The following is a 26,144-nucleotide window of genomic DNA, read 5'->3' on the forward strand; positions in this document are numbered from 1 at the left end:
AGATGTGGTTTTTTATTGTTCTTCATTTTATTTCTAAATCTATAAAAAAAACCCCGCAATCAACACGGGGATCTCAAAAGGAGAAAACGAGAACATAGACTTATAATGAAATGATTTTCTATAACAAGTTAGTTAGGATAATTAATCCACTCACCTCCATTTAACTTGATATAAGACTGACCTTGATAATCAACCACAATGGTAGCTTGGTTTTCTGCAACATTGGCTGTTTGAGGTAATCCGCTGGCTAATGCATTCCAATCGATAGAAGATTGATTAAAAACATCACCATTCACATTACGAGAGATAAATTCAGACAAGGCCAAATAGCTACTTGGCTCTTCAACAATCACAGGTGGATAAAATTGTGCTCTATCTTTGATCCCTGTAAAACGAATACCGACAGGTACTGTGGTAATACTTTGACTAGGAATGTCTCTTAAACCTGACATCTGTGTTTTATCACCTAGTAAAGCGGCGCCATGTTCCGGCACAATGACTACCATCACTTTTCTTCCTTTTTTATCTAACTCATTCATAAAGTTATCTAAACTGTCTAATAAAGTGCTGGCTCGCTTACCGTAATCAGCGGTGTTATTTTCCCCTACAAAACGATTACCATCATGTAATGACACTAAATTCACAAACGTCACACTACGACTCTCATTTGATTGTTCACGTCCTTGCAACCAACGCATCAACGTCTCTTTGTCGTTATAAATTTTAGTGCCGTCAAAGGCCGTTATTTGATGAGAAAGATTCTCTTGATCTTGTAAGGCGATATTAAGATTACCAAGTTGCTGAACTTCTTGAAGATAATTGCCAAACTTCCCGTTATGATCGAGCACCAATTTCTTTGCAAAACCTAACGAAGATAAATTGTCCATTAACAAGCATTGTGTATCGGTCGGATCATATAAATCAGAATGGTGAGTTTGACCACAACTAGCACGTAATAATCTTAGTGATGCAGGGCCACTATAAGAAGATACGGTATTAAAGTGACTAAATAGCACATCAAAATTTCCCCAAATAGGATGCTCTTGTAGCCCTACAGCTGCGGCATCCGCTGTTGAAAGTGAACAAATATTAATAATTAAGATATCAAAAGGTTGAGCATCTGCAGACAACTGCACTGGGAATGGCGTTATACGTTTTTTCTCATAGCTATAAAATTGAGTTAACCAATCATCTAATACTTTATTATTAAACTGATGTTTTTGGGGAGGATAAAGTGTTCCCATTACTGTTTGTTCTACAGGTTTCGTAATAACTTCAGGCGCTACAGGCGTCACAGCTGGAGATCCAACAGTTGCGGGTAACACTTCAATTTCACTGGCTCTTTCACTACTTATCTCATTATTGACACTATTTTCTTGGGTAAAGCTATTGGCTGAAACAGCAGGTACCATACCTTGCGAAAAATGGGTAAACCCTCCAATATTTAACCAAAGGACCCCCGCAATGATAAAGACAGAAACCCTTACCCACTGCTCAATAAACAGGTAAGCCACCAGCAAAATAAAGGCAACACCGATCATTTTAATGTTGATAAAATTAACTGATAATTCAACAAGATAATCAAACGAAAACTGTTTAAGTTGCCCACCTTGCGCTAATACCGTTGAAAAGCTGGGCAACCATGTATCATGATAAAATAAAATGGCTCCGATAGGGATAGCAATCCAATTGCGCATTTTATGCCAAATGTTTTTAGGTAATGGAAACAATAAAAATGCGAGGAAAAGTAGATTACTAAAAGCATCAAAATTTAAATAACCATACCAAAGTAAAACAAACTTTAGTAAAAAATAGAAATTCCATGCTCCCAACCCATGCCAGTAATGTAAAAAATCGAATTGGGTTGAATTAGACTTGTTCATTTTGATTTCCTACTTATTAGTATAAATAAATCCAACTCGACAGTTATATGATGATTCATATCTGTCTTTTTATTACTTCTGATATTAAATTAACTACTAAATAAAGATATAAGAGAATATTTATTTAACCACTTAGTAAAAACCCTTAAATAAAAAAAACAAAAAAGAAATTAACCAGACGGATACTGGCCTCTTATATAAAAATAAAGATAATAATAAAAACCAACTTATTTAAGTCGGTATTAAAAGAAAATACTCAAGCTTCTATTTATATAATAGCCACTATTTTTAAAAATGGTGCATTATTTTCATTAATTAATAAAACACAGAGTTATCTTATTTTTATATTTCTAAACAAAAACAAAATAAACAACAGATAAATAACAATTAATAACAATTTAAAAACACCAACTACGATAAATAAATAATTCACTTAATATAAAAACATAAATAATCAAAAAGTGACTATCTAATAATAACTTTTTGATTAAAAATGATTAAGATCAATATACAATAATGAACATCATAATTAAATAATTTAATATATTGTTATAAACAGGCAATTTACAATTCTTTTTCTTTGCCTTATTTTGCAGTTAAACTCATTTGTTCATTATTTGAAAAGTCAATTATTAAAAAAACAAAATATAAATTAAAAAGAAAAACCAATAACCACCCATTACATAAAAAAGATAATAAATATCTATTTTATGTATTTTTACGTAATTGAAATAATTATTTTTAAAGCATATTCTAAAATGGAAGTTTTAAATAATTAGTAAACAAGATTAATTAAACATTCTTTTGCCGGGAATTTAATCCTGGAAAGGATTTATTTTGTTTTTATCTAGAGGTTATTAATATGAAAAATGAAACTTTTATTAACTCAAATATAAAAATAGAAAAAAATAATCTAAATAAGGACATCGATAAATTAAAAAAATTATTTTCATTAAATAACTATCACTATCAGGATATTAATAAAGAAGAAGAAAATAGTGTGCTTATTTATCGATGGCCATTACTCAATGCATTTCATTACATGACTAAATGAGGCTAACTATGCCACTTATTGTATTAAAAGGGATACGAGGCGGAGTGGGTACAACATCCACTGCAATTGCTCTTGCTCGGCAATTTAACCAACAAAATAAAAAAGTGCTTATTATTGATAATTGCACTGAAAGTATTTTGTCTTTTTATTTCCCTGCACAGCAAGAAATGACCACATTAAGTCAGGCATTATTGGCACAAACCCCTATAGAGGAGTGTCTTTTTAGCTATCGATCACACTATCAAGTTTTACCCTTTGGTTTGGTTAACACGAAGGATAATTTACTCTTACAGTTATCATTTTCAGCAAAACAGCATTTCAATCACTTTTTATCATCCTTTATTCAACTGCATCCAGACGCCATTATTTTAATGGACTTGCAACATACACAAGATACGTTATTTACCCCTTGGATAGAAAAAGCAGCTATTTTTTTCACTGTTGCAATGGCTGAAAGCAACTGCCATATCCGCCTAAATCAACATGAATTTAGTAAAAATGAGTACATACTCATTAATCAATTTCGAGCAACTAGCCAAGTTCACCAAGATTTTTATCAATTTTGGCAAACTACTTCTTTTCCCTTATGCCCAATGGTTCTTCATCGAGATGAGGCGTCATTAGAAGCCTGTGCCTCACGTTTACCTTTATATGATTATCGAGCCAATTGCATGTTAGTTGAAGAAATTACACAACTAACCCAATGGTGTATTCCGTTATTAGAGAGGAAAGAAGGACAGCCATAATGCCATCATCTTTCGATGCCAAGCAAAAAACAGAAAAGAATGTGCCACAACACATTCTTATTCGTTATTACAAATTCTATCGCCATAACGGAGCCTCTCGTAGTGCAGCCATTGTTAACGAGCTATTTATCGGCATTATGTGGATTTTTTTACGGATGGAATCACCTTTTTGGCGAAAAATAGCTAGAAAACAGCGTGAGTTATTTCCTCATATTAACCCTCGTTGCCCTAAAATTTTCGATCCCTTACGCTATTTATTACAAAGTATTTGGCTAACATGTCATTACATTGGATATTTATTGGTAAAGAAACCAACTCAGTTTATTTCCCATATTCGAAATCTATACAAAAAATTCTTTGTTCAGGTTTCACCTATTGCAATTGAAATCATTCAACACAAGAAAAAAAACACCCCCATTTGGCAATATCTGCTTTACTCTGCCATTGCTGTTTTAGCTATTTTCTTTATTTTACTGAGTATTACCCAACCATTTGATCTCACTTTCCAATTTGTTTTTGTCATTGTTCTTTGGTTAGTAGCTTTAGCGATCCGTGAGATCCCTGGTCGCTTTGCCTCCATTGCCATGATTATGTTGGCACTCACCATTGCATGTCGATATATCTGGTGGCGTTATCAATCTACGCTGTATTGGGTTGATAATTTTAGTCTTTTTTGCGGTTTACTGCTGTTACTTGCTGAAACTTACGCATGGTGTGTGCTATTTCTCAGCTTTATGCAATGTATTTGGCCACTGCATAGAAACCCTGTTTCTATGCCTGAAGATATTACAAAATGGCAAAGTGTCGATATTTTTATCCCCACCTATAACGAAGATCTGCAAGTGGTTAAACCCACTATTTATGCCAGCTTAAATTTAGATTGGCCTAAAGATAAACTCTCTATTTATCTACTTGATGATGGTAATCGCCCTGAATTTAAAGCATTTGCACAAGAAGTGGGTATTCGTTATATCGCACGTGAAAAACATGACTTTGCCAAAGCAGGTAATATCAATCATGCATTAACACACGCAACAGGTGAGTTTGTCGCTATCTTTGACTGTGACCATATTCCAACACGTTCATTTTTACAATTTACGATGGGTTGGTTTTTAAAAGACGAAAAAATGGCATTAGTACAAACACCTCACCATTTTTTCTCACCCGATCCATTTGAACGTAACTTAGGCAATTTCCGTGAAACACCAAATGAAGGCACACTATTTTATGGTTTAGTTCAAGATGGAAATGATACTTGGAATGCGGCATTTTTCTGTGGCTCTTGCGCAGTTATACGCCGCACAGCACTAGATGAAATTGGCGGTATTGCTGTTGAAACTGTCACCGAAGATGCGCATACCTCATTACGTTTACATCGCCATGGTTGGCGATCTGCCTATATCCGTATACCACAAGCTGCTGGGCTAGCAACTGAATCATTATCAGCACATATAGGGCAACGTATTCGATGGGCAAAAGGTATGGTACAAATATTTCGCCTCGATAATCCTCTATTCGGTAAAGGACTGAGCATTCCTCAACGCCTCTGTTATTTAAATGCCATGTTGCATTTTTTCTCAGGCATTCCTCGTATGATTTTCTTATTAGCCCCTCTGACATTTCTTATTTTTCACGCCTATATCATTTATGCGCCTGCTATCGCTATCGCCTTATACGTTGTGCCATATTTGATCCACATATCTCTGGCAAGTGCGAAATTACAAGGTGCTTATCGCCACTCATTTTGGGGTGAGGTCTATGAAACAATTTTAGCGTGGTACACCACTAGACCTGTATTAAGCACACTATTTTCCCCATATAAAGGCAAATTCAACGTCACTGAAAAAGGCGGAGTGATGGAAGAAGGGTTTGTTGATTGGAATATTAACCGCCCTTACTTAATCTTTTTCAATCTCAATTTATTGGGCATTTTATTTGCTTTTTGGCGTATAGCAACTGGCGATCCTGACGAAGTTTGGGCGGCTGTCATGTGTTTATTATGGGTTTGCTATAACCTTGTCTTACTAGGTGTTGCAATTGCCGTTTCTGTTGAAACCAAACAACAACGCCGTTTCCCTCGCGTTAGAGTCAAGGTTCCGGCTATGTTGTTGTTAAACAACGGAGCTCTCTACAGATGCTATCTCTATGATTTCTCTGATAATAGCTGCGCTATTTTATTGCCTGATAATGTCACTCTCTCTTTACCTCAAAATGAAAATATCACGCTACTGTTGAGCCAAAATCAGCGAGAGCATGCTTTTAAAGCCAATATTTCACGTATAGATGGACAAATTATTGGGTTGCAACTACTTGAAATGACCACGCAAAAAGCCATTGATTTTACAGCTTGTACCTTTGATAGAGCTGATACTTGGGCTGATTGGCAACACGATCTTCCTGTAGATAAACCTTTAAATAGTCTAAAAAATATTATTTTCATCAGCATGCAAGGCTATAACACCTTGTTAAAACGAGCACCTTACTTTATTTATGCCACTTTCCGTCTACTTGGCCTCTTTTTGCTGTGGCTTTCATCTTTACTCCCTCAACACGTTAATGTTTCAAAAATATTGCATCAGTCTTAAAGGAAAACTCCGTTTTTTGGGAATTTATTAATAAACAATAAGATCATTGGGTAACAATAATGAAAAAACGTTTTCTCATACTTGCCTTATTTATGCTGACTTCTTCAGTTCATGGAGATGAAACGCAAGAAGTGCAAACGAATACTTCAGTGCCACCGGTCACAATAACTGAAGCAACATCTGAAGTTATTTCTCAAGCAGAGCCAGCAAATACACCATTGTCATCTGGTGATATAACACCTTCTGTACGTCAAAAAATACTAAAATTTGCAAATACAGCCCCTAGCTATGGCGCTATTCATTTAACCGGAGTCAGCCCAGATGGCTATTTAGAATTCGGTGTACGGAGTGATGAATATGTTTCAAAGGCGACCCTAGATTTAGAATTCACTCCTTCGCCGTCGTTACTTCCTGTCGAGTCTCATCTTAATGTCTATTTAAACGATGAAATGATGGGGGTTATTACTCTAAAACCAGAAGATTTAGGTAAGAAAAATCAGATTACCCTACCGATTGATCCACTTTTCATTCAAGATTTTAACCATATAAAACTCTCTTTTATTGGTCACTATCGTGAAATTTGTGAAAACCAAGCCAATACTACGCTTTGGCTTGACGTCAGTAAAAGTAGTCAATTAAATCTGACCTTTCAGTCACTCCGTTTAAGTAATGAATTAGCGCATTTTCCTGAGCCATTCTTTGATAGTCGTGATTTCGGTTCAATAACTCTACCGATGGTTTTCAGCCAATCACCTAACCTCACTCAACAAAAAGCGGCTGCAATACTCACCTCTTGGTTTGGTACTCAAGTCGATTGGCGTCAGCAAAATTATCCTGTGTATTACGATGCATTACCAAATCAACACAGTATTGTTTTTGCGACCAATAAACAAAAACCTGAATTTTTAAAACAGCATGCTGATGTTAATGCTCCCACTATCGAGATGCTGACACATCCAACAAATCCTTATATCAAATTACTTCTTATTATGGGACGTGATGATAATGATTTGATCACTGCTGTAAATGGCATCGCTCGTGGGCAAGTTATTTTTAGAGGAAATGTTGTCACTATCAATGAAGTAGAAAAGCTTATCCCTCGCGAGCCTTATGATGCACCAAAATGGGTACAATTAAATAAACCTATTTATTTTAATACGTTACAAGATTATGAAGGTCAACTGCAATCACGGGGATTAAAACCTAATCCGATTACGTTAAATATGACCTTACCACCTGATCTCTTTATGTTTAATAATACGGGATTACAAATGCAATTGCGTTATCGCTATACCGCACCTGCATTTCAAGATAATTCTCGTATGTCTATTTCAGTAAATGACCATTTTATTAAGTCCTATCCTCTCGAAAAAGATAAAAAAGACAATCTTGTCATTGCTTATTTACCGCTTATTCAAGGTTGGATTGAGCATAAAAATTTATTGAATATCCCTGCAGTAAAATTAGGTGAACGTAACCAAATTACATTTGCATTTGATTACACTAATCCAATACCGGGAGGTTCAGCTGACCAGTGTATTACTTATCAACCCGTTCCAAACGCTGTTGCTATTGATGATTTATCCAGTTTTAATTTTACAGGTGATTATCGACATTATATTGCCTTACCTGATTTACGTGTTTACAGCCACGCAGGCTTCCCGTTTAGCCGTTATGCCGACCTTTCTGAAACACTAATTTTTGTCAATCAGCAACCGTCACCGACGCAGTTATCGACTCTTTTGATCTCTACAGGGAATATTGGTGCTCAAACAGGCTACCCAGCGCTTAATGTTTCACTAACTGATTCATTAGAAGAGCTGCAAAAAAGGGATGCCGACCTACTCCTCATTGGGACTATTCCACCCGCATTAAATAATGACAAACAGATGAACGTATTGATTGATAAGGCACGTAGTGAAATTACATTGCCTTCTCGTGAGATCAGTATATTTAGTCATACAAGCTATCAACCGACAGATAAACGTCCTGATAGTCGGATCTCATTGACCTCTAAGGGATCAATGGGCGCCATTATCGGATTCCAATCACCGTTCTTTTCACAACGTAGCGTAGTCGCGCTGTTAGCTGACAGTACCCAAGGTTACAAGCTATTAAATGAAGCTATCAGTGATAGCGGTAAACGTGATGCAATGCATGGCTCCGTGGTATTAGTCAGAGAATCTGGCGTTAATAGCTTACGTGTTGGTGATACATATTACGTAGGTTACTTACCTTGGTGGGAGGAAGTTTGGTATGTCTTTGCTTCTCACCCAATCTGGCTTGGTTTAGCGGCAATCATCGGTATTATTCTTGTCTCTCTTCTTATTTGGCGAGCAATGAAAATAAGAAGCCAACGTCGTTTAGCGGCTAAGGACTAAGGCTATGTGGCATTTTGGTCACTCGCATCGACAATCTATTATTGCTCTCTTTGTGCTGACAGGCTTCTTGCCTGTCACACAAGCCAGTGAAGAAACAACTGAAGCCTTTTTGCAAGAGCAAGTGAGATTAGGGACATCCACAGGAAATGAAGCTTTAGTGGCTCAATCGCTACATCGTTTATCTTTAATTAAACCCAATGATCCTAATATCCTATTAATGCAAATTCAGTTTGCTGTAAAACAGAAAGACAGTGCAAAAACACAACTGTTATTTACTCAATTAGGCACTCAATTTCCACAATCAGAGCAATATCAGCGTGCAATAAAAACGTTATCATTAACAACAGATGAAAATCGGCAAAAACTACAAAGAGCCCAGCTTTATCGCACCGCTGGGCGTTATGATGATGCCTTAACTTTATACGATGAAATCTATCGGGGAATGCCACCTGATGAAACCTTAGCACTAGAGTATATCCAAGTGCTAATGCAATCCTCACACGAGGATAAAATAGAGCGACTCAATCAGGTTTATCGTCAATACTCTCAAAATGCAAAAATAGCGAGTATTTATCAGCAACAAACAACGATGGCAACAACAAGTAGTATGGCAAGCATAAAGCCTAAATCTGATGTTTCGTCATTGCCTCTCGTTACATTGAAGCAAAAAGTACGCCAGCAGCCTGATAATGCTGATATTGTAGGTGCCTTGGGGATACGCTATTCTCGTGCTAATCAACGTGGTGCAGCAATTTATTATCTTTCTCAGGCGTTAAAATTAGCGCCAAATCATGATAATAGTGGTCAATGGCGAACAATGTTGCAGTCTAATCAATATTGGTATTTGCTTTCAAAAGCAGATGATGCCCTATTAAAACAAGATTATGAAACAGCTGAGCGCTATTTCAATCAACTTAATAAATTAAGCCCTTATGAAAGTGAACCTTATCTTGGCTTAGGTGATATCGCTGTCGCATAACGCCAATTGGAGATAGCGGAAAAACATTATTTACAGGCATTAAAATATCAACCCAATCATCCTGCCACTTTACATAGCTTAGCGAAGCTTTATCGCCAACAGTTCCATGAAAAGGCACAACAATTTATTTCCCATTTAACGCCAAGACAATATAAAAATTTAGCGGAAGATTATAGTTATATCATTTCAGGTATCAGACAAGATTTAGCTGCCGATGATGAGCATAAAGAGCAATATCTAAGTGCCATTGAAAAACGCAAGGCGATCGCTAAAGATTATCCTAATGATGTTTGGAATATTTATCGTCTTGCTGATGATTTATTAATGACACAACAAACCACTGTTGCCGAAGAATATTTTAATCAATTAAATCGTCGTCTCCCTAATGACGCATCTCGCCTTTATGCTTATGCGCTATACCTGAACAAAACAGGCCGAGAAACACAGGCTCTTGATACGCTAAAAATGATCCCTTTATCTCAACGTAGTGAAAGTATGAAAGCGTTAGATAGCCGATTACGTTCTGGTGAAATATTTGCACATGCTGAGTCTCTACGTGCAAAAGGACAAGAACAACAAGCCGTTGATTATCTTTTTGCTCATATTCCACCAGAGCAAAAAATACAGACTTATTTACTATTAGCCAATTGGGCTGAAGAACGAAATAACCTTGAACAAGCCTTAAGTTATTATCATACCGCACTCAATTTAGAGCCCAACAATGAAACTGCATTATTAGGCGCGACCGATATTGCCTTAGAGCAAGGGAAGAAAGCACAGGCAAAATATTATCTTGCTAAAATTGAAACCCTTTCACCCAACCAATTTAATAGCAATTCTCTTAGGCGCGTTGCTAATGCAGAAAAAGAGGTGGGTAATACAGAAAAAGCACAACATTACTTTGCGTATTTAACGCAACAAATCGAAAAAGAGCCGGATAGTGCTGATGCATTAGTGTTACGCGATATTGCACGTTTTCAGCGTGATGGACAACACCGTCAACAAGCCCACTATTATTATCAACAAGCCATGATCAAAGACGGAATAACAGATAGATTGCCCAACGATAATATTGAATACACCACATTAATGCGTAATGACGAAAAAGATAATTGGTTATCTCGAAGCTTACGTGCCGATGCAGAATCACTCTATCGCCAGCAAGAATGGCGTTTTACACTGGAACATGATTATTGGGGCTCTAGTGGAAGTGAAGGCTATTCAAAATTACGTGCTCACACTACGATGTTACAACTTGATCATCCTGTTTATGATGGCCGTTTTTTTTGGCGGGCAGATTTAGTCAATCTCAACAGTGGTAAACTTGGCACATCACCTTATGACTCTAAATTTGGAACTTGTTACCGTACAGGCTGCTTTCCTCTAGAGCAAAAAGCCTTCGGTGTCAGTCCTGCAATTGGTTGGGAAAATGAACAATGGCAGTGGGATCTGGGTACAACACCATTAGGTTTTGAAGTGACAGACTGGGTTGGTAAAATTGCCTATAGTCATGATCTTTTTAATGTTGGTTGGACACTTGATATTCATCGTCGCCCGGTTAATAGCTCTTTACTTGCTTTTGGTGGGCAAAGAGATATTTGGACAAACCAAACGTGGGGGGGGGTAAGAAGAACCGGTATCCGTTTGAGTGGAAGTTATGATCTTGGTGGAAAAGACGGTTATTGGGGGGAGGTTTCTGTTGATAAACTCACTGGTAAAAACGTTGAAGATAATAGTAGTATCCGAGGTATGGGCGGCTACTATTACAAAGTTATCAATGAAAATAATCGTCGGGTTTCCGTAGGATTAAGTTCGATGCTTTGGCATTACGATAAAGATTTAAGTGGCTATACCTTAGGCCAAGGTGGTTATTATAGCCCTCAAAAATATGTTTCTTTGGGAATACCGATTAATTATCGTGAACGCACTGAAAACTGGTCTTGGGAATTATCAGGTTCTGTTTCTTGGTCCTACTCCCAAACTGATGACAGAAAACGCTATCCCTTACAAAATCTCGTCTCCGTCGATAAGTTTAATCGCTATATGAATGAACTTAGCCCCGAAGATCGAGAAGAAATGATGAAACTTTATTATCAAGAGCGCAATGCGGTTGATGAAGGTGACTCAGGTACTGGCGTTGGTTATACCGCAAGAGCATTAGTTGAACATCGCATTACACCGCATTGGTTTATCGGTGCAGCTATCGATATTCAACAAGCTAAAAACTATACCCCTAGCCATGCATTAATGTATTTACGTTATTCTTTTGATGGCTGGAACGGAGATTTAGATTTACCACCGAATCCGCTGATCCCTTACGCTGACTTTAAATAATGTTCAACTCGTCAGACACAAACGGGAAGCCTAGAGCTTCCCGTTTAATATTTCCACAAATATAGACAGATTACATTACCATTACGGTGCTTTACGCAAAAAACCGACTAACAACCAACCAGTAATCATGGCAAGAACAAATAAAATACCTTGATAAAATCCCGCACCCGCTAATACCAAACCTGGGCCTGGGCAAATCCCAGCTAATCCCCAGCCAATCCCAAATAACACACTTCCCAATACGAGAGGTTTATCAATAACCTTATTGGTTGGAATATTTAAAGGGCAGGCTAATATGCTTTGTTGTCTACGGCGTGTTAATTGGTAGCCAATAATACTGACAACAAGACCCACCCCCATGATTATCAATAAAGAAGGATCCCAGTTTCCTGTAATATCCAAAAATCCTAAGATTTTTTGCGGGTTACTCATCCCACCCACGATCAACCCTGCACTAAATAGAAGGCCACAAAGAAAAGCAACGAACTTTGTCATTTTATTAGCCTCCTATTACATGACGCTGAATATAAACAGTGATAAAAGCCGTCACCATAAACACTATCACAGCAACTATAGAACGACGCGATAATCGAGCTAATCCACAAATACCATGACCGCTAGTGCAACCATTACCTAAACGTGTACCGGCTCCCACCAGCACACCTGCAATAATCAACATCCAAGGCGATGTTTCAATCACTGGCGCTAAAGGTTTATCAAAAAAATAAAACAGTGTCGGTGCGATTAACATGCCAATTAAGAATGCCCAACGCCAACCATTACCCTGCTGTTTTGTTGATAAAATACCACCTAAAATTCCACTTATTCCTGCGATGCGACCATTAAATAACAATAAAATAGCGGCAGCCGCACCTATCATTAGTCCACCTATTGCCGCACTTAAAGGCGTAAAGTGAACCCAATCTATATTCATAACTTAACCTGCTATAGGACAATAAAGCTGATAAAGCGTATTAAGAAGCACTAATACTTTTTCATCAGCAATAGAATAGAAGATACGTTTCCCATCACGACGAGTATTCACTAATCCTTCATTGCGTAAAACAGTCAGTTGTTGAGAAAGTGTTGGTTGACGTATACCTAAACTTTCTTCTAATTCACTCACACTTTTTTCGCCCTGACTTAATTGACACAATAATAAGAGGCGATCGCCATTCCCTAGCGTCTTAAGCATGCTAGACGCTTCATTAGCCGCCAATTTCATTGCATCTAATAAATCAGGTTGAACTCGTTGTGTCATGGTAAACTCCATAATCAATATACTTTTTAATAATATGTTAATTTATATATTGTGCAAGTTTTCTTTTTATTGCGTGTTTGTATAAGGCGCTATATGCTCTGTAACATGAAAACGGTAAGAGTCCCCATCGCCTTAGTGCAAAGCGTTATGCGAACACTGCGTGAAAAATTGCAGCAGGCTAATCTTTATCTTAATACAAATTACCCAGAACCTACTCTACATTATAATCAGAGAGGAACTATTGCAGGCAGTGCCTATTATGCAAATTGGGAAATCCGTATTAATCCTACATTATTGATTGAAAATAAACAGAATTTTATTGAGGAAGTTATTCCTCATGAACTGGCGCACTTATTAGTTAATCACCATTTCGGTCGCGTAGCACCTCATGGAAAAGAGTGGAAATGGATGATGGAAACAGTATTAGGCGTTTCGGCTAAACGTACCCATCATTTTGATGTTAGTACCGTTAAAGCCAAAACCTTTCGTTATGCTTGCCAATGTGAAGAAGAACATCAGCTTACAATTCGACGTCATAACAAGGTATTACGTGGTGAAACTCAATATCGTTGCCGTCATTGTCAGTCAATTTTGCAATTTAAAGAACACGAACTCGTGTAGATAAAAATAAAGCCGATGTGTTAGTTAAATCACATCGGCTTTATCTTGAAAATGAATATGTAGGATTGTCTTAGGCAAACTCGCTCATCACATGAGATGCAATTTCAAAGTAAATAATAAGACCTGTACCATCAATTAACGTTGCGATAAACGGTGCTGATACAACGGCTGGATCAATCCCTAAACGCTTTAATACCATTGGAATAACAGACGAAACAATTGCACTCCAAACGGTAATGGAAACAAGTGTTAATCCAACAACAATCATCACTTCCATTCCAACGCCTAAGAACCAAGCTCGTACAAAACCTGCGATCCCCATGGTTAACGCAACCATGATAGATGTTGTTATCTCTTTTCTTAAAACAGACCACACGTTGCGTAAGCTAACTTCACCTAACGCCATCGCACGAACAAGCGTTGAGGTAATTTGTGTTCCGCTATTTCCCCCAGTACCAATCAGTAATGGAATAAAGAATGCCAATGAAATAGCGGCTTCTAGTCTATCTTCAAAAGCATGTAATACCGTACTGGTATACGCTTCTGCCACAAACAGCATCAATAACCATACAACACGTTTACGCCATAATGTTACTGGACTGGTTTCTAAATAAGGCTGCTCTAATGGTGACGTTGCCCCTTGCATCTGTGCATCAAGGGTATTTTCATCTTCAATCAATTCCGCAATATCTTGAGGACGTAACACACCCACTAATTTTCCAAAATGCATCACAGGCACACTGTCTAAACCGCTATGGCTAATCAATTGATACACATCATGTCGATTCTGTTCAGGTGATACAGAGAAAAAAGTTTGACGCATAACATCAGACACAAACAGATCATTTGCCGCGGTTAATAATGATTTAACAGGTAAAATTCCATTAAGATAATTATCTTTATCAACAACATAGAGATAGGTTGGAATTAATTCATCTTTTAAATCATTAACCAGTTGGGTTTTTACATTCTCAACTGAATCGGCAACAGAAACCGCAATATAAGACTGACTCATATATGCGCTAACCGTTGTATCATCTTTTAAACGATTGTATTGATCTTGTGTTGAATTATTTTGTGGTGTGTTTAAGGATGCATCTGCAACTAAGACAGCATCCATTTTGTTTTGAGTATTGAAAGTCATTTTTGTGGTTCCCTATTACTGTTTGTGTTTAGCAAATCAGTTCTCCATAGGGGCGAAACCAGAAGCGAGAATGCAAAAGCTATCTACACGTCTCGGTTTTAGCACTATACAACGTATCCGATGAATACTGGAAGTTACATGGAGATATACCTTCGGTCGATATATCCTGTCCTAATCTTGGGCGTCTCTCGACGTCGTCAGATCAGTAACCTGTGTTTGTATAGGAGCCTCGCCTAACGAGATACTGCCATTTTCTTGCGAATGCGGCGCGCATTATAACCACTCACACTATAATGGAAAGCACGATAACGATTTTGTTTAAGTTCTATTGAAAATGACGCCAAGAATATTCATCATACAATTAAATAATATAATTCCATTTGGAACTAATATATAAAAAAGAAATAAACCGCTTCTACGAAAGTGAAAATCGCATAATCAGAGATAATCTGTTTATTAATTGATTATTTAAATGCTAATTTTTGCACTCTTATTTCTTCTGCCTGTAAAAATATCTCTTTTACTGTTTTACCATCTAATGATTGGCACATTTTTCGGGTGATCATATCGCCATTCTTATGACGCCCTGCAATCACTAAATCATTAAAATTAATATCATTAAGGATCGCTAATTCTATTGCTTCATCAAAACGCGCTTGCTCATCGAGGGGGAGAGAATTACGCATTTCAACAATTGACATACGTAATGACTCTACATTAGAGCCATCAAGGGTTTGTTGAGGTTTTTCACAGCCAGATAACATGACACTAAATAAACAAATAACTAACAACTTTTTCATATATCCCCCCTTACCCAATCAATGGTTTAAATAATAGCAGAATGTTTATAAGGAAACTCCACACTGATTAAAATATATTTTTATTAACTCTCCCATTTCAATATTCTTATTATTCTGAATAAATAAAAATGGAGTTTAAATTAAAATAAAGGGGGGTATTTTCCAGATTAATGCCACATTTAATGGGAAGAATAGACATAAAAAACCCCGTTAATAAATTAACAGGGCAAAAAAATAGAAGAATAGAAGGAAAGAGTTTAATAAAAAGCGATTATGCTAGCTCAACATCACCCTTTAAACGGCAACTACACGCTAACACGTAACCTTGCGCAATCTCTTCAGGCGTTAATGTACTGGTGCTAGAAACATCATAATCACCACTAACAATTCTCGTTTTACAACTGCCACAAACACCTGCACGACAAGCAGCAAAAACGGGTACTTTATTCTCTTCCATTGCCGTTAACAAAGTGACACCAACAGGAACTTTAATTTGCGATAATGGATGACGAATAGTCATGGTTAATTGTTCATTTTCATCAACGCAAACGGGTTCATCACCAAAACGTTCCATAAAGATATTCTCAGCAGGTACGCCAAGATTTCTTGCAAAACGTCCTGTATCTTCCATGTAACTATTTGGGCCACAACACATAACAGTGCGACTCGCAATATCAGGTACTAACGCAGCTAATTTTTCTTGAGAAATGCGACCACTAAATATCCCTTTATTGTCAGGTAATTTAGGCATCATAATAAAATTGAGATTATAGGGATACGCATTGGCTAATTCGATCCACTCTTTCTCAAAGATAAACTGGCTTTGTTCACGAATATTAAAAATAACAGTGATATCTGCTTTAGGTTGAGTATTTAGCAACCAGCGTGTCATCGACATCACTGGGGTAACACCACACCCTGCAGCTAACATTAAATAGCGAGCATCTTCTTTTCCTGCACAAGTAAACTCACCTTGGGCATCAGATAACCAAAGATAATCACCAGGTTTTACTTGTGATGTTAACCAACCTGACCCGATACCATTTTCTAAACGGCGGACAGTTAAAGTGACAAAAGGACTTAATCCTGGAGAAGATGAAATGGTATAAGCACGCATTGTTTCATCACTATTATTGATACTAACCAATGCAAATTGGCCTGGTTTGTATGAATAAAAATCGTGATTAATTAAATTTAGTGTCCACACTTCAGGGGTTTCCTGAACAATTGAGTGAACCTGCATACGATTAGGACAAAGGGAACTTGGCATCGTCATGGATATTTATTCCTTACCGAAGCCCGTAGGCTTCGGCAATGATGATGAATTAAACGATTAAGCTGAAAGGATCTCTTTAAGATCTTGTTCTGGTGTAGTAATAGAGCGCATACCGAACTTCTCATTTAAGACCGCCAGCAGATTATCTGTTAAGAACGCAGGTGCTGTAGGGCCGGTATAAATGTTTTTTACGCCTAATGAAAGCAGAGTTAATAAAATAACAATCGCTTTTTGCTCAAACCAAGACAAAATTAAGGACAATGGTAAATCATTGACACCACAACCTAATTTTTCAGCTAGATTAACTGCTAGCATAATCGCAGAGTAAGCATCGTTACACTGACCCACATCAAGTAAGCGTGGTAACCCTTCTAAAGTACCAAAATCTAATTTATTAAAGCGATATTTACCACACGCCAATGTCATAATTAAACAATCTTGTGGTATTTCTCTTGCTAAATCAGTGTAATAACTACGCTCACCACGGCTACCATCACAACCACCAACTAAGAAAACGTGACGTAATTTTTTCTGTGAAACTAAATCAATTACTGTATCAGCCGCATTTAATAGTGTTTCACGACCAAAACCAACCGTAATTAAATGCTCAATTTCGCTATATGGGAAACCTTCTAATGATTGAGCTTGTTCAATCATTTCAGAGAAATCATCACCTGTGATGTGTTTTACACCCGGCCAGCCAACAATACTACGAGTCCAAATACGATCACCGTAATTACCTACATTAGGATCAATAATACAGTTTGATGTCATTAGTACAGGGCCTGGGAATTTCGCAAATTCAATTTGCTGATTCTGCCAACCACTACCATAGTTACCCACTAAGTGTTTGTATTTTTTAAGTTCAGGGTAACCATGAGCAGGTAACATTTCACCATGGGTATAAATGTTGATGCCTTTACCTTCAGTTTGTTCAAGTAGCATTTGTAAATCTTTCAGGTCATGGCCTGAAATTAAAATAGCTTTACCTGCAACAGGACGAACGTTAACAGTAACCGGCGTTGGGTTGCCGTAAGCTTGAGTTTCGCCTTTATCAAGAATAGCCATAATGCGGAAGTTCATTTGGCCAATGCCCATCGCATTTTCTAACAACTCATTCATATCAGCAGGATCAGTACCTAACCACGCCATATAACGATGATATTCTGCATAAATTTCATTGTCATACTGACCTAAAACATGTGCGTGCTCCATATAAGCCGCAGCCCCTTTTAAGCCATACAAGCACAGCATACGTAATCCATGAAGATCATCACCAATCTGTGCTTTATCACCATTTAAGGCAAAAAGCTGGGCTTGTTTTTGTAAACTGTCTAAATCATTTCCAGCTAATTGAATTTCAGCTCTTGGATTAGTGACTTGAATCGCTGCATTTTTTGCTAAGGTACGAGATTTCAGACTTTCACGGAAATAGATAGCTTCTTTCGCATAGCCAACAATACGATCAGAATCAAAATTGACGTTAGTTAACGTAGAGAAAAAAGCGCGAGGCGCAAAGCTGTCTACATCATGATCAATAATATCAACACTACGTGCCGCTAATGCCCAGGCAGAAAGTCCTTCTAATACAGCAACCAGTAAATCTTGAAGATCTGAAGTTTCTGCTGTTTTACCACACATACCTTGCGCATAGGCACAACCATTACCTACAGGCGTTTTCATTGTTTGTTCACATTGCACACAATACATATCGTATTCCTTCTAATATAAGATAACGCTTTATTTTTATAAGTTGCATTTCATATGCAACATAAGAATACGCCATTTTTATCAGAGAGAAAGTGCAATATTGAACAATTTAAATGTTGTTTGATCTAACGCAATTTCTAGTGGATCTTTTAATATCTCTTTTTTTATCTATTGATTTCACATAAGTCTAAAGCCTGTTTTTTAAACAGTTTGCTTAATCGCATTACACCTTTGATGAGAAAATAAGAAAGAATATTGAAGAATAACTGATGGGTATTTTTTGTTTAATCATATAAAGACTGAGAGATGAAACGATTAAGTTAATTCATTTTTGTTAAATCAGTAATATTCATTACTATTTTTTATAGTTAATATCACCTATTGCATCAATAGCTAATCAAATTATTTCATTTGATATATGTTATTAGCACGAGTATTACGAAATGAAACTATAAGTTTAAATGATGCTCACCCCTACATTGGAGATTAAAAATGATTAAATTAAATAATGTTCCATCAGAATTTCGCCCTCTAGAAAGCTACAAAATGCTAATTGGAGGAGAATGGGTAACTAGCACATCGCAAAAAACAACTAAAACCTATAGCCCTGCAACTGGTGAATTATTAAGTGAATACCAATCAGGAAGTGCCGAAGACGTTGATCGTGCAGTCACTGCCGCACGTAAGGCATTCAAAACATGGAGTAAAACATCTCCAGCAGAGCGCCAAGCCCTCTTATTAAAAATTGCAGATCGCTTAGAGCAAGAACAAGAACGTTTTGCTTGGATTGAATCATTAGATAATGGTAAGCCACTCAATGAGTCGAAAAACATAGATTTACCAGCCTCTATTGACCATTTTCGATATTTTGCAGGCGTGATACGCTCTCATACCGATGAAAGTGCCATCCTAGACGAAAATACCATTAGCCTTGTTATTCGTGAACCCATTGGCGTAGTTGGACAAATTATTCCATGGAACTTCCCATTATTAATGGCAGCATGGAAATTGGCGCCAGCAATTGCCGCGGGTGATACTGTCGTAATTAACCCAGCAACACTGACTTCCCTTTCATTATTAGAGCTAGGTCGTATTTTAAATGAAATATTACCAGCTGGTGTAATTAATATTGTTACGGGACGTGGATCTGTTGTAGGACAAGCTATTTTAGAACACCAAGATATTGATAAACTGGCGTTTACAGGTTCTACCAATGTGGGTTATACCGTAGCAGAAGCTGCCGCGAAAAAAATGGTTCCAGCAACACTGGAGTTAGGCGGAAAATCAGCCAATATTGTTTTCCCTGATGCAAACATGAAAAAAGCGGTCAAATATTCAGCATTGGCAATATTAATGAACCAAGGACAAGCTTGTGAATCAGGTTCACGTCTGTTCTTGCACAAAGATATTCATGATGACTTTTTGAAAGCATTAAAAACTGAATTTGAGAGTATTCGTGTCGGTGATCCCCTTGATCCTAATACACAAATGGGCACACAAGTTAGCCAAGATCAAATGGATACTATCTTAGGCTACGTTGAACTCGCAAAAAAAGAAGGTGCTACTGTTTTAACTGGTGGTGAACGTATTACGGGTGAAGGTTACGATGATGGATTCTTTGTTCGCCCTACTATCATCATCAACGCAACTAACCAAATGCGCGTTGCACGAGAAGAAATTTTTGGACCGGTATTATGTGTTATTCCATTCGATAATGAAGATGAAGTGATCGAAATGGCAAATGATTCAGAATATGGACTCGGTGGTGGTGTTTGGACTCAAGATATTAACCGTGCCTTGCGTGTTGCAAAAGCAGTAAGAACTGGTCGTATGTGGGTTAACACTTATCATGAACTCCCCGCTCACGCACCATTTGGGGGTTACAAGAAATCAGGTTTAGGACGTGAAACTCATAAAATGATGTTAGATGCTTATAGCCAAGTGAAAAACATCTTCATCAGTATGAAAGAATAAGATTTCTCTCTTTTCTAAATTCTTATAAATATAATATCTATACTCATCTCTTCGCCTTCTCCCCAGAAGGCTTTTTATTATCTGTAATTTCTCACACTTTAAGTTACCACCATAAAAAAACCGTATGCCAAACTCTAAATGCATACGGTTTTTTGTTGTGTTTTTTTAGCCAATAAGTAAGAACGAGTTACTCTGCTTCGGCTTCTTTTTTGTTCACTGAATGAGTTTCTTTATCTAAATCTAACCCGATATTGTCAGCATTAACATCTTTTATATGATCTTTTGTTAAGCGATAAACTACTGGGCTCAATAAGGCTAATGCAATTAAGTTAGGAATAGCCATCATTGCATTAAGTGTATCGGCTAATAACCATACAAACTCTAATGATTGTGTTGCCCCTACTGGTAATGCAATCAACCATGCAATACGAAATGGCATAATAGCTTTAGGTCCAAAAAGATATTGCACACATTTCTCACCGTAAAAACTCCAACCTAAAATAGTCGTAAATGCAAAGATAGCTAAAGCAATGGCCACAATATAGTTACCACCCGGAATAGCGATAGAGAATGATGCAGCAGTTAATGTCGCTCCACTTTGTCCTGTTAGCCATTGGCCAGTAATAACGATGGTTAATCCCGTAACAGAACAAACGATGATAGTATCAATAAATGTCCCCAACATCGCAATCAAACCTTGCCGAACAGGATTTTGTGTTTTTGCTGTTGCGTGTGCAATAGGCGCACTACCCAATCCCGCTTCGTTAGAGAAAACACCACGAGCTACACCAAAACGGATCGCGGCCCAAACGGCAGCACCAGCAAACCCGCCTTGAGCAGCAACTGGGGTAAATGCTGATTTAACAATAAGGACAATAGCATCAGGAATAGCTGTCACGTTTAGCGCTAAAACAACAATACCAGCACCAAAATAACCGACAGTCATGATAGGAACTAATTTACCCGCAACATCGGCAATACGTTTGATCCCACCAATGAGTACCGCGCCAACTAAGACAACTAACACAATGGCTGTAATAGTAGTTGAAATGCCAAAATTACTTTGTAATACATCTGCGACTGAGTTAGCTTGCACTGTATTACCAATACCGAAACCAGCAAAACTACCAAAAATAGCAAAAACAGTACCTAACCAAACCCAATTTTTACCCAAACCATTTTTGATGTAATACATTGGGCCACCAACATAGTTCCCGTATTTATCAACTTCACGAAAACGTACCGCTAGTACAGCCTCAGAATACTTTGTTGCCATCCCCACTAATGCCGTCATCCACATCCAAAACAAAGCACCGGGGCCACCTAATACAACGGCCGTTGCAACACCAGCTATATTACCTGTTCCGATAGTTGCTGAAAGGGCCGTCATTAGTGCATTAAAGGGCGATATTTGTCCTTCGCCTCTTTTATCATTTTTTTCAAATAGAAGCTTAAATCCTGTACCTAATTTTCGAATAGGTAAGAAACCGAGCCGAAACTGCATAAAAAGACCAATACCTAGAATACCGACAAGCATCGGTACTCCCCACACCACGCCATTTATAGCGCTTAATATATTCGTGATGAAATCCATAAATTACCCTTTCTCGTCCAAAATGTTATATAAATATGTATTTTTTGTTATCAATTACACTAAAGATGAAAAAGTGAAAATATGCTAGAAAAAAAAACGACTAACTCTAAAATTGATTACGTTATGTGAGAAATATCACTTCAATACAAAATTACGCTATCATTATGTTCATTGTTACAATACATAAATCAAAGTTATGCATAACCGTAAATCTATCCAAAATAGCCAAAATGAACGACGTTTTAATTTATTCAGAAAAGCACAAGAAACCAATCTTGCGCCACTGAAAGTCCTGCTACTGTCTGCCATAGTCGGTTCGCTTGCTGGATTTGTGGGTGTTTTATTTGAAAAAAGCGTGAGCTGGGTAATAAACTTCAGGCAAGAAGAACTCGTCAAAACCTTCACCAACCCTTATGTTCTAGCGATTATTACATTGCTCTTTTCCTCTATTTTAGCCATGCTTGGTTACTATTTAGTGAAAAAATTCTCACCTGAATCAGGGGGATCTGGTATCCCTGAAATTGAAGGTGCAATGATAGATATTCGCCCTGTTCGTTGGTGGCGAGTATTACCAGTAAAATTTATTGCCAGTATTGGAACATTGGGCTCAGGCATGGTATTAGGTCGTGAAGGCCCAACGGTTCAATTGGGTGCCAATATTGGTCAATTAGTAAATGATATTTCTCGCTTAAAAGATAAAGAATCACGTCACACATTATTAGCAACCGGCGCTGCTGCCGGATTAACCGCAGCTTTCAATGCACCTCTTGCGGGTATTTTGTTTATTATTGAAGAGATGCGCCCTCAATTTAAATACAGCCTGATTTCAATTAAAGCGGTTTTTATTGGAGTAATTATGTCATGCATTGTCTTTCGCCTATTTAATGGTGAAGGCGGTGTTATTCATATCGGTAAATTTTCATCAGCCCCACTTAATACGCTTTGGTTATATTTAGTCTTAGGTATGTTATTCGGCGTTATTGGTGTCATTTTCAGTAAATTGCTTTTTTATGTTCAAACTCAATTCCAACATTTTTACCAAGATAAAACTTCACGTTTTGTTTTAACCGGCGGTATTATTGGTGGGCTTTGTGGCCTATTGGCACTAATTATTCCTGAAATTACGGGGGGTGGATTTAGCATTATTCCAGCACTCAGTACCGGACAATATTCTCTTATTGCACTGTTACTTTTCTTTATTTTACGAACTATCACATCTATTATCAGTTTTGCCTCAGGTGCTCCTGGTGGCATATTTGCTCCCACTCTCGCATTAGGTACTCTGTTTGGTAGTGCATTCGGATTAATGGCAACATTACTTTTCCCTGATTATCAAATTCAAATCGGTACTTTTGCCATTGCGGGTATGGGCGCTTTATTTGCCGCAACCGTAAGAGCACCTCTAACCGGGATTGTCCTCGTATTAGAAATGACTGATAATTATCAACTTATCCTACCGATGATCATTACCTGTTTAGGTGCAACAATGTTGGCTCAACTATTAGGTGGTCGCCCTATTTATACGGTTTTATTAGAACGAATATTGCAAAAGTCTGAGGCAAAAGAACAAACAAACCAAGCCGATGATATTAAAAGTGATAAATTACCACAACAATAAAACTCGCTTAAACAGACAAAAAAATACCCCAATTATTTGGGGTATTTAAAAAGAAACGATTGAACTTAACTATTTTTTACGGGCAATTAACGTCGCAAAATTCAAAGCAATACGATTACCATTGGCATCTGTTTTATGTAAATGCCCAGGATTTTCATTATATTTAATAATTTCCCAGTCTTTATAGTAATCCGCTAATTCACCTTGGCGTAAAAAGGTTTTAAAAGGAATTTCAGCAGGATCACTATTTGCTGTTTCAACCGGACAAACAATCACATTAATACCATTATTATTGGTACATTCTTGCATATTTTTAATAATGCTTTCGATGCGTTCACGTTGACAGAACATCAATACAACGGTTGAAATAATGATGTCATATTTTTCAGTCAGTGAAGCTTCATTTATATCGTATAAACCGCTTTTTACTGCCAAGCCCGTTTTAGCTTTAACGGATTCAATTGCATCAATATGAGAAACATTAATATCTAATGCGGTGACATCATACCCTTGAGACGCTAAATAGAAGCTATTGCGCCCACGCCCTGCACCTAAATCCAAAACCTTGCAAGGTTGAGTCAATGTTGCCATGTAACGAACTTCTGAGTGTGGTAGTGATAAGTCATTTTCTTTAAAAAGTTTATCTTCTGGGGCACATAAAAATGAAAGCTGACAACGTACATCATCGCTCGCTTTATCAATCTTATGCCATTGTTGAGGCTGGATTAATGGGGGTTGATTTTCCGTATCACAATCCACCGAAATTTGTGAACCATCATCATTAAATACAACAAATGTCATATTACCTTGCAGGACTCGCATTTGAGCATAAGTGCCTTCCTTTGTATTGTGGCGTTCTAATAACGCCAAAGGAATTGATGTTCGTGTCCACTCTGGCATTGTTTTATAACTAACAAGTTCCATAATCCAACCTTAATTAAGATGCATTTTAAATACATCTTATGGTAATCATTATCGTTCGTAAAGATAGTTTGAACAAAATTATGATTTTAAATATTTGTTTAAAAGCAGATCTGTCACATCTGATGAAGAAATAGATTCACCACATAATACCTTCATCATAATTTCTTTACCTAACGACGCTAAAGAAAACAACATATCAGGACGTAATCGACTGATTTTATCTCTATTTTCATCCTGATTAATAATAGTAATTAACTTGGCATCAACATTAGAACATTCTTGGATAGTGAGTAGGATAAAGGTATTTTCAGCGTCACTTTCAGATAAAGTTGCTACCCAGCTGGCTTTCGCAATATTAGCGGATTCAAGTGTTTTAAGGTTAGTCGGATCACCTTCAATAATATTTGCTTGTGCATCATAAACAGCTTTACTTTTATCAGTACAAATCGCAATAACTGGTTTTCCCTGCTCTCTTAATCCTTTTTCTAATTGTGATGCCAGTGCCGAAGATCCAATAATAATAAAATGATTATGCATTTTAGCGATCCTTTTCTTAACAATCTCACGAGTCCCTCGAGCAAGAAATCCCATGACATAAACAATGGATGTGGTAAAAACGGTTATTCCCAAGATCACAACAGTTAGTGTAAAAATACGTGCATTTGTACTAATTGGCACAATATCGCCAAATCCCAATGTCGTCATACAGACAATAGAAAAATAAAATGCATCCATCAATGTTGTAATATGAGGCCTGAACTCATTCCCAATATAAAGGCTTCCTAACATTGAGAATAACAGCAAAGAAAGGATACAGATAAAAGCCACAAAGCCAGCACTAGTTAAACTATGATGTGGAAAGGCTCGCCAACTGATTAATAATCCAACCACCAAAGCAAAAGAAAAGTAAGCCTGAAAACCAATTTGCTGGTAAACCGCAACATCAAGAAAAACAATGGTAGCTAATAAAATAATAGAGACACACCATGCGATCCTTGCACCTAAATACATAAATATTGAAAGCAAGATCAACGCACAAGCTAACATCACTTTAGGTATATCAAGAAGCTTTAATACACCCAATGATTTAAGCCATGCAGAAAAACCGTGTATTTCCCAATCCAGATAAATACCACGGGACAACAAAATTGAATAAATGATAAATATACCATTTAAGATAAGTAATAAAGACATCATCTTTCTTGTCACTTTAGATGTCTCTATCACATTTAGTATTACGGATAATTTCATATTAGGTAT

General features: G+C 37.2%; 20 protein-coding genes and 1 riboswitch. Of the genes, 9 read left to right on the plus strand and 11 right to left on the minus strand.

What is annotated here, in order from left to right; all coding sequences use genetic code 11:
• Positions 1-128: 128 nt before the first annotated feature.
• Positions 129-1,883, minus strand: coding sequence for a cellulose biosynthesis protein BcsG (gene bcsG, locus GWI68_RS15840; protein ID WP_166540899.1), 1,755 nt, complete (start codon positions 1,881-1,883; stop codon positions 129-131).
• An 862-nt stretch (positions 1,884-2,745) separates the two neighbouring features.
• Between bcsG and bcsR the strand changes: the two genes are divergently transcribed.
• Genes bcsR through bcsC form a run of 6 tightly spaced genes read left to right on the plus strand, consistent with a single transcriptional unit; the run spans position 2,746 to position 11,962 of the window.
• Positions 2,746-2,937, plus strand: coding sequence for a cellulose biosynthesis protein BcsR (gene bcsR / locus GWI68_RS15845; protein WP_166540900.1), 192 nt, complete (start codon positions 2,746-2,748; stop codon positions 2,935-2,937).
• 8 nt (positions 2,938-2,945) lie between these two features.
• A complete protein-coding gene (locus GWI68_RS15850; protein ID WP_109407485.1) occupies positions 2,946-3,683 on the plus strand; it encodes a cellulose synthase operon protein YhjQ/BcsQ in 738 nt (245 codons plus the stop codon).
• On the plus strand, positions 3,683-6,268 hold the full coding sequence (gene bcsA / locus GWI68_RS15855; protein ID WP_166540901.1) for a UDP-forming cellulose synthase catalytic subunit: 2,586 nt from the start codon (positions 3,683-3,685) through the stop codon (positions 6,266-6,268). The genes GWI68_RS15850 and bcsA overlap by 1 nt, the downstream gene beginning before the upstream one ends.
• A gap of 59 nt (positions 6,269-6,327) precedes the next feature.
• On the plus strand, positions 6,328-8,649 hold the full coding sequence (gene bcsB / locus GWI68_RS15860; protein WP_166540902.1) for a cellulose biosynthesis cyclic di-GMP-binding regulatory protein BcsB: 2,322 nt from the start codon (positions 6,328-6,330) through the stop codon (positions 8,647-8,649).
• Between the two features lie 4 nt (positions 8,650-8,653).
• A complete protein-coding gene (locus GWI68_RS20510; protein ID WP_243733417.1) occupies positions 8,654-9,628 on the plus strand; it encodes a hypothetical protein in 975 nt (324 codons plus the stop codon).
• 6 nt (positions 9,629-9,634) lie between these two features.
• Positions 9,635-11,962, plus strand: coding sequence for a cellulose synthase complex outer membrane protein BcsC (gene bcsC / locus GWI68_RS15865; RefSeq protein WP_243733418.1), 2,328 nt, complete (start codon positions 9,635-9,637; stop codon positions 11,960-11,962).
• A gap of 81 nt (positions 11,963-12,043) precedes the next feature.
• Here bcsC and GWI68_RS15870 read toward each other — a convergent pair whose 3' ends face one another.
• The 3 genes from GWI68_RS15870 to GWI68_RS15880 are packed head-to-tail and all read right to left on the minus strand — an operon-like array spanning position 12,044 to position 13,223.
• The gene (locus GWI68_RS15870) at positions 12,044-12,457 is read right to left on the minus strand and encodes a DUF6691 family protein (RefSeq protein WP_166540903.1); all 414 of its coding nucleotides are present in this window, start codon (positions 12,455-12,457) and stop codon (positions 12,044-12,046) included.
• A gap of 4 nt (positions 12,458-12,461) precedes the next feature.
• Positions 12,462-12,896, minus strand: a complete 435-nt coding sequence (locus tag GWI68_RS15875) for a YeeE/YedE thiosulfate transporter family protein (protein WP_006533791.1) — start codon at positions 12,894-12,896, stop codon at positions 12,462-12,464.
• A 3-nt stretch (positions 12,897-12,899) separates the two neighbouring features.
• The gene (locus GWI68_RS15880) at positions 12,900-13,223 is read right to left on the minus strand and encodes a metalloregulator ArsR/SmtB family transcription factor (protein ID WP_036912417.1); all 324 of its coding nucleotides are present in this window, start codon (positions 13,221-13,223) and stop codon (positions 12,900-12,902) included.
• A 105-nt stretch (positions 13,224-13,328) separates the two neighbouring features.
• Here GWI68_RS15880 and GWI68_RS15885 point away from each other — a divergent pair, with 105 nt between their 5' ends.
• Positions 13,329-13,844: a SprT family zinc-dependent metalloprotease gene (locus GWI68_RS15885; RefSeq protein WP_166540904.1), complete on the plus strand. Its 516-nt coding sequence runs from the start codon at positions 13,329-13,331 to the stop codon at positions 13,842-13,844.
• 70 nt (positions 13,845-13,914) lie between these two features.
• On the opposite strand, the gene mgtE is transcribed toward GWI68_RS15885, so the two are convergent.
• The 4 genes from mgtE to hcp all read right to left on the minus strand — a co-directional run bounded on the left by mgtE (position 13,915) and on the right by hcp (position 18,774).
• Entirely contained in the window at positions 13,915-14,988 is a 1,074-nt protein-coding gene (mgtE, locus tag GWI68_RS15890) for a magnesium transporter (RefSeq protein ID WP_109407492.1), read from the minus strand.
• A 76-nt stretch (positions 14,989-15,064) separates the two neighbouring features.
• Positions 15,065-15,236: riboswitch (M-box (ykoK) riboswitch) on the minus strand.
• Between the two features lie 216 nt (positions 15,237-15,452).
• Positions 15,453-15,788: a DUF6694 family lipoprotein gene (locus GWI68_RS15895; protein WP_166540905.1), complete on the minus strand. Its 336-nt coding sequence runs from the start codon at positions 15,786-15,788 to the stop codon at positions 15,453-15,455.
• A 271-nt stretch (positions 15,789-16,059) separates the two neighbouring features.
• Positions 16,060-17,064 carry an NADH oxidoreductase gene (gene hcr, locus GWI68_RS15900; RefSeq protein WP_166540906.1) on the minus strand — a complete coding sequence of 335 codons (1,005 nt, stop codon included), beginning with the start codon at positions 17,062-17,064 and terminating at the stop codon, positions 16,060-16,062.
• Between the two features lie 57 nt (positions 17,065-17,121).
• A complete protein-coding gene (gene hcp / locus GWI68_RS15905; RefSeq protein ID WP_072069297.1) occupies positions 17,122-18,774 on the minus strand; it encodes a hydroxylamine reductase in 1,653 nt (550 codons plus the stop codon).
• A gap of 492 nt (positions 18,775-19,266) precedes the next feature.
• On the opposite strand from hcp, the gene GWI68_RS15910 reads away from it, so the two are divergent.
• On the plus strand, positions 19,267-20,748 hold the full coding sequence (locus GWI68_RS15910; protein ID WP_166540907.1) for an aldehyde dehydrogenase family protein: 1,482 nt from the start codon (positions 19,267-19,269) through the stop codon (positions 20,746-20,748).
• Positions 20,749-20,935: 187 nt separating this feature from the next.
• Here the strand turns inward: GWI68_RS15910 and GWI68_RS15915 are convergent, their stop codons facing one another.
• Positions 20,936-22,342, minus strand: coding sequence for a sodium:alanine symporter family protein (locus GWI68_RS15915; RefSeq protein ID WP_109407496.1), 1,407 nt, complete (start codon positions 22,340-22,342; stop codon positions 20,936-20,938).
• 196 nt (positions 22,343-22,538) lie between these two features.
• Between GWI68_RS15915 and clcA the strand changes: the two genes are divergently transcribed.
• Positions 22,539-23,960 (plus strand): H(+)/Cl(-) exchange transporter ClcA, encoded by a 1,422-nt coding sequence (gene clcA, locus GWI68_RS15920; RefSeq protein ID WP_166540908.1) that lies wholly within the window; start codon positions 22,539-22,541, stop codon positions 23,958-23,960.
• Between the two features lie 69 nt (positions 23,961-24,029).
• Here the strand turns inward: clcA and tehB are convergent, their stop codons facing one another.
• The gene (gene tehB, locus GWI68_RS15925) at positions 24,030-24,884 is read right to left on the minus strand and encodes an SAM-dependent methyltransferase TehB (RefSeq protein WP_109407498.1); all 855 of its coding nucleotides are present in this window, start codon (positions 24,882-24,884) and stop codon (positions 24,030-24,032) included.
• A gap of 78 nt (positions 24,885-24,962) precedes the next feature.
• Entirely contained in the window at positions 24,963-26,135 is a 1,173-nt protein-coding gene (locus GWI68_RS15930) for an NAD-binding protein (protein ID WP_166540909.1), read from the minus strand.
• Positions 26,136-26,144 lie beyond the last annotated feature (9 nt).

Origin of the sequence: Proteus sp. G2669, assembly GCF_009915245.1 — a bacterium.
GTDB lineage: Bacteria > Pseudomonadota > Gammaproteobacteria > Enterobacterales > Enterobacteriaceae > Proteus.